We start from the raw sequence: 9,061 nt of genomic DNA on the forward strand, positions 1-9,061 counted from the left end.
TTGGCTAAACGCAATATTTTAACCATGGTGGCGCCATTTTTAGCGCCAGTTATAAAGGCTAAGAGTCTAACTGTAGTTTTTGTCATTATAGCTATTTTGGCTATTATCATTGTGCCTTTACCTAGTGGGGTGCTTGATTTTTTCTTAGCTCTATCCATAGCTATATCTGTGCTTATAATATTAATCTCTATTTATGTACCCAAACCAACAGATCTTAGCACATTTCCTACTTTAGTTTTGATAGTTACTCTATTTAGATTAGCACTTAATATAGCAACTACTAGAATGATTTTAAGCGAAGGTCATAACGGACCAGAGGCTGTAAGTGATATTATCGCTAGTTTTGGTAAATTCGTAGTTGGTGGCAACTATGCAATTGGCGTGATTGTCTTTTGTATTTTGGTGCTTATAAATTTTATGGTTGTAACTAAAGGCTCAACCCGTGTAAGTGAAGTTCAAGCTAGATTTACTCTAGATGCGATGCCAGGAAAGCAGATGGCTATTGATGCGGATTTAAATGCGGGTTTGATAGATGAGCAAGCAGCTAAGCAAAGGCGTCAAGATATAATATCTGAAGCGAATTTTTATGGAGCAATGGATGGTTCATCTAAATTTATAAAAGGTGACGCTGTAGCTGGTATTATCATTACAATTATTAATATTATTGGCGGATTTTTGATTGGCTCTTTTGAGCATGATATGGCTATTAAAGATGCCGCAGCTACATATACGATTCTTACAATTGGAGATGGATTGGTAAGCCAAATTCCAGGTCTTATCACATCAACTGCAACGGCTATTATTATAACTAGAGCTAGCAAGGATGAGGATAATTTTGCCGAAGGGGTCGTATCCCAGCTACTTGGCGAGTATAAAACGCTTTTGATAGTTGGTTTTATACTTTTTATGTTTGCTTTAGTTCCAGGCCTTCCGACGCTATCGCTTGGATTTATGGGGCTTTTATTTTTAGGAATTGGCTTTATTTTAAAGCAGATAGAAGATGGCAAAATCGATTTTAGTGCGATTAAAAGTGATAAAAATAGCCCCCAATCATCAGACGCTACAGGTAAATCCACTCAAGCATCTACAAGCAAACTTCCTAAAAAAAGCGAAGAAGAGATCGCTATGGAAGAGCAAGCTAAGATTGATGATATTTTAAAAATTGAAATTTTAGAGCTTGATTTGGGCTATGGACTTTTAAAGCTTGCCGATGGTGATTTGATAGAGAGAATTAGAGCTATGAGACGAAATATGGCTACAATGCTAGGATTTTTAATGCCTAAAATTAGATTAAGGGATAATATCTTGCTTGGGCCAAATGAGTATAAATTTAAGTTAAAAGGCGTAGTAATAGGCTCTGGCGTGGTTTATCCTGATAAGTGCTTAGCTATGGATAGTGGATATGTGAGTGCTGATATTGATGGCATTGCGGTAAAAGACCCAGCTTTTGGGCTTGATGCTTTGTGGATTGATCAAAATTATAAAGAAGATGCGATATTAAGCGGATATACAGTCGCTGATGCGGCTAGTGTTATATCTACTCACATGAGCGAATTAGTCAAGCAAAATGCGAGTGAATTATTAACCAAGCAAGAGGTTCAAAATATCCTTGATAAGGTAAAATCAGAATACTCTGTAGTGGTTGATGATACGCTAAAAGTAGTTGGTGTGGGAGTTATACAAAAGGTATTAAGAGCTTTGCTTAAAGATAATATCCCTATTAAAGATATGCTTAGCATACTTGAGGCAATTAGCGATGTGGCTGAAGTTAGCAAGAATTTAGATATGATAATTGAGCATGTTCGAGCAGCCCTAGCAAGGGTGATAACTTCTATGTATGTTGATGAGAATGGTCAGCTAAATTTCTATATCCTAGAAGCCTCAGCCCAGCAAAAGCTAATAGACAGCCTAAGCTATAAAGATGGTGCATACACTATGATGATAAATGTAGCACAAACTTCAGCCATAGTAAGCGCATTAAGAGCAAAAAGAGAGAATCGCCCTATAAGCGAACAAGGCGATATGGTGCTTTGCGTTGAGCCTAGTATTCGTAAATTTATAGATAGTATAGTGCAGAATTTCTCAATCGATATTGCTGTGCTTAGCTTTGCTGAAATTGCACCAAACACGCAGTTTGAGACACTTGGGACTATAGAGATACCAGAACTTTAATAAAGGAATAAAATGAAAATTTATCATCTTAGTCATACTGATTTAGATGGATACTCTTGTCAGTTTGTTAGTAATTTTTATCTTAAAAATATTGAATTTTATAACTCAAATTATGGAAAAGAGATTGATAAAAAAATGTCGCATATCATCTCTAAAATTGGTAATGATAAGGCTGTTATTTTAATTACAGATTTAAACTTAACCAAAACTCAATGCCAAAGCTACGAAGAGCAACTCAAAGATAAAAATGTTAAGTTAATTTTATTAGACCATCATCAAACTGGTGCTGAGTGCTCACAGATATTTCCTTGGTATTATCTTGATAATTCTAGGAGTGCTACTAAAATTTGTTATGATTTTTTTAGTGCGATGTTTGGGGCTGATGAGAGGCTAGAGGCGTATTGTAATGTGGTAAATGCGGTGGATATTTGGCTAAAAAATGATCCAAATTTTGAGCTTGGTAAGGTCTGTATGGGGGCAATTGCTGGAGCTAAGGAGATAAATAAGGTTATGTTTGAAAAAGAGCATATAGAGTATATCTTTTATCTTATTAAAAATTTTTGCGAATTCTTAAGCTTAAATAACGCTCATATCGAGCTTGATAATAGACTTCATGGAATTAAAAAAGAGTTTTTTTACCTTAAAAATGATGATACTCTAAGCAATCTAAATTCAAATTATCTAGTCAGACATCTTACTTCAAATAGTGATAAATTTAGCATTGATTATCGTGGGAGTAGGGGGATTTTAACCTATAATATAGGGAGTGCTAGCGTGATTGGAAATGACTTTTTAGTAGCAAATCCTGAGTTTAAATTTTTCATTGATATAACTAGTAAAAAGAGTATGAGTTTTAGATCAAATGGGGATTTTGATGTAAGCCAAATGGCAAAAGAGCTTTGTGATGGAGGTGGGCATAAAAATGCTAGTGGTGGGTTTTTTGCTGGATTTATAGATAGTTATAATTATGATGAGATAAAATCACAAGTGGTAAATTTGATTAATAAAAAAACAGGAGAGCAATAATGAAAAATTATGAAAATGATGTGACTTTAGAGGAGATGAGCTATGAGCTTGAGCTAGCGACTCTTGGTATGTTGTATTATGCTGGGGTTAAAAAGGAGCTGATAAATGAGGCCTTTGATAGATACATTGATGTTATAGATGATGTGCTAGAAGATAGCGACGCAAACGGCGTAGATGAGGTTATAGCTGTAGTAGAATATATGAAAAAGAATTATCCAGAGCTATTTAAGTAGCCTTTTGGTTTTATATCTTAGTAGTCTAATGGCAAATTGACTCTTTTTATTTAGCGTTTTATAATACCTATAGATATTAAATTTAAACCTACTAATCTGAATTTGAGTAAAAATATGCTCTAATTCATCTCTCTCTTTTGCTGTTAGATTGCTCAATTTGTCCCCTTTTTGATTTAAGAAGTGAATTATACTTTATGAGTTATTAAATATCAATAAATTTTTTGCATACAATTTATATTTTCACATATTTAAATTTTATGATTATAAGCAGTTAGGTATATCAATTGCTAAATAAATTTGATAATTTTAATATTTTTGCTTAAAATACTTGACAAAGGTTGGCTCAATGTTGTATAATTAACTTAGCAATTAAATATAAAGAGTGCTAATAATGAAAGTAGATAAGAGAGATTTAATACTAGAGTCTATCATTCATGCATATTTAGAAGCAAATGAGCCAATTGGGTCTAGTGAGCTTGGTATGAGAATGAATATAGCTATCCCGGCATCTACTATTAGGGTATATTTTAAAAAGCTTAGCGATGAGGGGGCGATCACTCAACTACACATTAGCGGTGGGCGAATTCCTACAGCTAGTGCGATGGAGATTTATTGGCAAAATAGACTTAAATTTAGCCCAATATTATCTATAAATAATATTGATTTACTAAATTTTTTAGTTTATAAAAATGATATTTATTGCATGATTTTTGAAAATCAAAAGCTATTTTTAAAAGATGTTTTAAATCTTAAAGATCGCTTTTTAGTTCTTGATTTTAACACTCAGAGTATATCTATTAAATTTAGCTCAAAAGTTGAAAAATTTTTAAGCAATTTAATTGGAGTTAGCTTAGAAGAGCTAGATCACATCTCTATGCAAGTGGGACTAAGTGAGCTAAGAGTTAAAATTAAAGCTTTAAAAAGAGAGGAGATTTTATTTCAAGAAAATGAGAAAATTGCTTTTGAAATTTGTAAAGATGATAGTATAAAGGCGATTTTAGATCCATCATTTGGTAATAATTTTAATGGAAATTTAGCCTTTAGTCCGCTATTTTCTACTGGCTATATGGGATTAAAAACTGATGTGATATATCAGGGCAAACCAGCTATTATGCTTTGTGCTAGTAGCGTTTATAGCGATTATGAGAAGTTTTTAAGTATGTTAAAGGAGGCTGCGTGAGTCAAGATATAGATGAAAATTTAGATGACAATTTAGCTTTAAATGAGCAAGATTGTCAAGATTGTAAGCAAGATGAGCAAAGCGAATTAGATAGTGAGTTAGCTAAGGTTAAAGAGGATTTGATAAGAGCTACTGCGGATTTTGAAAATATCAAAAAGCGTTTAGAGCGAGAAAAGGCTGAAGCTTTGAAATTCGCAAATGAGAGCTTTGCTAGAGATCTTTTGCCAGTTATTGATGCTTTGGAGATTGCTGCGAATTTACAAAGTGGCGATGATGAGATAGCAAATAAGATAAAAGATGGTATAAACTTAACCATAGAGCAGTTTAAAAAGTGCTTTGAAAAGTATGGTATAAAGGAGATTGATACTAGCGGTGAGTTTAACCCAGAAGTTCATAACGCTATAAATTATATACAGACAGATGAGGTAGAAAGTGGCAAGATAGCTACTGTTTATCAAAAAGGTTATCTATATAATGATAGAGTTTTAAGACCATCTATGGTTGTAATAGCAAAATAGTTTAATGGAGAAAATATGTCAAATACTGAAAATTCACAAAGAGTCCAAATAGCTAATGAAAGCTTGGATAGTGTAAAAAGTACAGGCTTTTATACAGCTATAGCAAACTCAGCCAATGAGCGTTTAGAATATTTGCGTAAAAAAGAGATAGAAAAAGCCAAGCAAGGGCAAAGAGTGGAAAATAGCCAAATTATTTCTATTTTTTCACTATGTGTTTCGGTCATCTCAGCTTTTGTAGCTTTTGGGTCGGCATACATTGCTAGGTCACAAAAACTTATAAACCAAAATATGCAAGCTATTGAAATTTGGAGGGAAATAGGTAAAAATAAAGAAAAAAATTTTTTCTTGTCACGAGAAAATGTCTTTTATAGACGACTACAAACAAGCAATACTCGCATTTGACATGTTAGAAAGTTTTTATGAAGACTCTAGAAATTTTTATGAAATCCTATGCTATGGCTATATTAAAGGAAATATTGACAAAAAATATTTTAAAGAAATGTATAAAGATAGCTTAAGAGATTTCATAGAAAACAGCATAAACAAGGAGTTCTATACAGAACCAACAACAAAATATACTTATACAAATGAAGTATATAAAGAATTTAAATTAATTTTAGGAGAAGATATGATAACACAAGAAAATAGTTGTAATGGCATAAACCATAATGCATTATTTGATGATTTGATACTATTATATTTATATGAAATTGATAGTGTCAGCGGGGATGATATAGAAAAAATTTTTGCACCACATCATCCCCAATTGGTAAATAATGTTATTTGTAATAGGAGAAATAAAACTTCTTATCTTAATGAAAATATTGACTACATTAAATATGATGAGAAAACTGGGGAGTTATCTATTACAGATAAAGGAAAAAGAGAGATAGAGAAAAGATATCAAGGAAGAAGAAAATAGGTGCACAATTTGTGTGATTTATTGTTTAATAAACTAATTTCAAGGAGAAAACAATGGCAAAAGTAATAGGAATAGACCTAGGAACAACAAATTCATGCGTAAGCATATATGAAAGAGGCGAAAGCAAAGTAATCCCCAACAAAGAGGGTAAAAATACAACTCCAAGCGTTGTGGCTTTTACTGATAAGGGAGAGATTTTAGTCGGCGATACAGCTAAACGCCAAGCAGTAACAAATCCAGAAAAAACCATATTTTCTATAAAAAGAATTATGGGTCTTATGATGAATGAGAAAAATGCCGTGGAAGCAAAAAGCCGCCTTCCATATCATATAGTAGATAGAAATGGTGCGTGTGCTGTTGAGATAGCTGGTAAAACATATACTCCACAAGAAATTTCAGCTAAAGTATTGATTAAATTAAAAGAAGATGCTGAAGCGTTTTTAGGCGAAAGTGTAACTGATGCCGTTATCACCGTGCCTGCATACTTTAATGATAGTCAAAGAAAAGCTACAAAAGAAGCTGGCACGATAGCAGGGCTTAATGTGCTTAGAATTATAAATGAGCCTACGGCTGCGGCTTTGGCTTATGGATTAGATAAAAAAGAGGCTGAAAAAATCGTAGTTTATGACCTAGGTGGTGGGACATTTGATGTAACTGTGCTAGAAACTGGAGATAGCGTAGTTGAGGTTTTAGCAACAGGTGGAAATGCCTTCTTAGGTGGAGATGATTTTGATAATAGATTAATTGACTTTTTAGTAAGTGAGTTTAAAAGTGAAACTGGAATCGATCTTAAAAATGATGTAATGGCTCTTCAACGCTTAAAAGAAGCAGCTGAAAATGCTAAAAAAGAGCTAAGTAGCGCTATGGAGACAACTATAAATCTACCATTTATCACAGCTGATGCAACTGGCCCAAAACATCTTACAAAAACTCTTAGTAGAGCTAAATTTGAAAGTATGATAGATGATTTGGTATCTCAAACTATCACAAAAATAAATGAGGTAGTAAAAGACGCTGGTATAAGCAAAAGTGATATAAAAGAAGTAGTAATGGTAGGTGGCTCAACTCGTGTTCCTGTAGTGCAAGAAGAGGTCAAAAAAGCATTTGATAAAGAGCTAAACAAATCAGTAAATCCTGATGAAGTTGTAGCAATTGGTGCGGCTATCCAAGGTGCGGTTATAAAAGGCGATGTAAAAGATGTTCTTTTGCTAGATGTTACACCTCTTAGCCTTGGTATTGAGACTCTTGGTGGGGTTATGAGTAAATTGATAGAAAAGGGCACCACAATCCCAACTAAAAAATCTCAAACTTTCTCAACTGCTGAGGATAATCAAAGCGCAGTTACAATCAATGTACTCCAAGGCGAAAGAGAGTTTGCTAAAGATAATAAAAGCTTAGGTAATTTCAATCTTGAAGGAATTATGCCAGCTCCAAGAGGTGTGCCACAAATTGAAGTTACATTTGATATAGATGCAAATGGAATTTTAACCGTTTCAGCAAAAGATAAAGCCAGTGGTAAAGCTCAAAACATAACTATCAGTGGCTCAAGCGGCTTAAGCGAAGAAGAGATAAATAAAATGGTAAATGACGCTGAAGCTCATAAAGAAGAGGATAAAAAGAGAAAAGAGGCAGTTGAGGCTAGAAATGGTGCTGATAGCTTAGCCCATCAAACTCAAAAATCTCTTGATGAGCTTGGCGAGAAACTTCCAAGCGAAGATAGGGCTAAAATCGAAGCAGCCTTAAATGATCTAAAAGAGACATTAAAAGATGAGAGTGCTACAAAAGAGCAAATCGATATAAAAGTAAAAGCTCTAAGCGAAGTTAGCCATAAACTAGCTGAAGCTATGTATCAAAATCAAACCGCTGGTGCCAACGCACAAGATAAGAAAAAAGATGATGATGTCATAGACGCTGAAGTAGAATAAAATTTAAGCTAGCCTAATTAAGGCTGGCTTAAATATAGATATATCTCATCGGCTAATAAGAAATTTGGATTATAAATTCTCCCATTTTTTAATATTAATTTTCTCTCTTTGATTAAAATTTCAGCTGTTTTTTGCATATTTGAGCTTAAATCGCTTAAGCTTACGCCAATAATGCTCCTAAGGCCTAAAAATACTCTTTCACTTCTTTTATCCTCAAGGCTTAATTTCTCAATGCTTTTTTTAAAAGGGTTAGCTATATAATTTTTAAGATTTGTCGCACCCTTATATCTTTTTAGCCCAATTGTCCCCACAGCATACGCACCAAATCCATAGTAGTCATCGCCTTGCCAGTAGTCAAGATTGTGCTTACAGATTTGACCGAAATTTGAGATTTCATACTGATTAAAACCTATATTTTCAAGTGAATTTATGAGATATTTAGCTAGGATTGGGCTATCTTTTTGATATGATATTTTAGAGCTAAACTCACTCTCAAGCATTAAGCTATAGGCTGATATATGTGTAATTTCTAACTCTTTTAAGGCTTGAATTTCGCTAGATATTAAGGCTTTAGTATCAAGTTTTGTGCCATACATTATATCAACATTTATATTTTTAAAACCAGCTATTTTGGCATCTTCTACAGCTTTAAATATTCTTTTTGAGTTGTGAATTCTGCCTAAAAATTTAAGCTTTTTTTCATTAAAGCTTTGAGCCCCAAGGCTTAAGCGATTTACGCCAAGCTCTCTCATATGATTTAGCCACTTTAAATTTGCTGAGTTTGGGTTTGCTTCACTTGTGATCTCACAATCTTTATTTAAATTTGGTCTTAAGTATTCAAAAATTTCATCATACAACCTAGCATCTACGCTACTTGGAGTGCCACCACCTATAAATATTGTGGAGATTTTATCATTGAATTTGATATTTTTTATCTCTTTTGTAAGGGCTTTAAAATACTCTTTAGTTATAGCAAATTGATCGCTATGAGAGCCAAAAGCACAATATGGGCACTTTGATTCGCAAAATGGAATGTGTATATAGATATGCAAAATTTGTCCTAAAATTTATTCTAAATTTAACAA

Annotated in this window: 10 protein-coding genes; 8 read left to right on the plus strand and 2 right to left on the minus strand. The window is 33.4% G+C overall.

Going from position 1 to position 9,061, the window contains the following annotated elements; genetic code table 11:
• The 3 genes from flhA to CSUIS19072_RS00520 are packed head-to-tail and all read left to right on the plus strand — an operon-like array spanning window position 1 to window position 3,431.
• Complete coding sequence (flhA, locus tag CSUIS19072_RS00510; RefSeq protein WP_236847900.1) at window positions 1-2,172, plus strand: flagellar biosynthesis protein FlhA; 2,172 nt, start codon at window positions 1-3, stop codon at window positions 2,170-2,172.
• Between the two features lie 12 nt (window positions 2,173-2,184).
• Window positions 2,185-3,198: a DHH family phosphoesterase gene (locus CSUIS19072_RS00515; RefSeq protein ID WP_086292723.1), complete on the plus strand. Its 1,014-nt coding sequence runs from the start codon at window positions 2,185-2,187 to the stop codon at window positions 3,196-3,198.
• Window positions 3,198-3,431, plus strand: a complete 234-nt coding sequence (locus tag CSUIS19072_RS00520; RefSeq protein WP_086236618.1) for a hypothetical protein — start codon at window positions 3,198-3,200, stop codon at window positions 3,429-3,431. Before CSUIS19072_RS00515 ends, CSUIS19072_RS00520 begins: the two co-directional genes overlap by 1 nt.
• Here the strand turns inward: CSUIS19072_RS00520 and CSUIS19072_RS00525 are convergent.
• Window positions 3,420-3,587, minus strand: a complete 168-nt coding sequence (locus CSUIS19072_RS00525; RefSeq protein ID WP_180379353.1) for a hypothetical protein — start codon at window positions 3,585-3,587, stop codon at window positions 3,420-3,422. The genes CSUIS19072_RS00520 and CSUIS19072_RS00525 overlap by 12 nt on opposite strands.
• Before the next feature lie 235 nt (window positions 3,588-3,822).
• On the opposite strand from CSUIS19072_RS00525, the gene CSUIS19072_RS00530 reads away from it, so the two are divergent.
• From CSUIS19072_RS00530 to dnaK, 5 genes are read left to right on the plus strand one after another with little or no spacing between them, the layout of a single operon-like run.
• A complete protein-coding gene (locus CSUIS19072_RS00530) occupies window positions 3,823-4,611 on the plus strand; it encodes an HrcA family transcriptional regulator (protein ID WP_086236619.1) in 789 nt (262 codons plus the stop codon).
• A complete protein-coding gene (locus CSUIS19072_RS00535) occupies window positions 4,608-5,129 on the plus strand; it encodes a nucleotide exchange factor GrpE (RefSeq protein WP_086236620.1) in 522 nt (173 codons plus the stop codon). Before CSUIS19072_RS00530 ends, CSUIS19072_RS00535 begins: the two co-directional genes overlap by 4 nt.
• A gap of 15 nt (window positions 5,130-5,144) precedes the next feature.
• Window positions 5,145-5,531 (plus strand): hypothetical protein, encoded by a 387-nt coding sequence (locus tag CSUIS19072_RS00540; RefSeq protein WP_086236621.1) that lies wholly within the window; start codon window positions 5,145-5,147, stop codon window positions 5,529-5,531.
• Between the two features lies 1 nt (window position 5,532).
• Entirely contained in the window at window positions 5,533-6,051 is a 519-nt protein-coding gene (locus CSUIS19072_RS00545) for a hypothetical protein (protein ID WP_086236622.1), read from the plus strand.
• A 53-nt stretch (window positions 6,052-6,104) separates the two neighbouring features.
• On the plus strand, window positions 6,105-7,976 hold the full coding sequence (gene dnaK / locus CSUIS19072_RS00550; RefSeq protein WP_086292721.1) for a molecular chaperone DnaK: 1,872 nt from the start codon (window positions 6,105-6,107) through the stop codon (window positions 7,974-7,976).
• Between the two features lie 17 nt (window positions 7,977-7,993).
• Here the strand turns inward: dnaK and hemW are convergent, their stop codons facing one another.
• The gene (hemW, locus tag CSUIS19072_RS00555) at window positions 7,994-9,028 is read right to left on the minus strand and encodes a radical SAM family heme chaperone HemW (protein WP_086292719.1); all 1,035 of its coding nucleotides are present in this window, start codon (window positions 9,026-9,028) and stop codon (window positions 7,994-7,996) included.
• Window positions 9,029-9,061 lie beyond the last annotated feature (33 nt).

It is taken from the genome of Campylobacter sp. RM19072, from assembly GCF_024723485.1.
Taxonomy (GTDB): Bacteria; Campylobacterota; Campylobacteria; order Campylobacterales; family Campylobacteraceae; genus Campylobacter; species Campylobacter porcelli.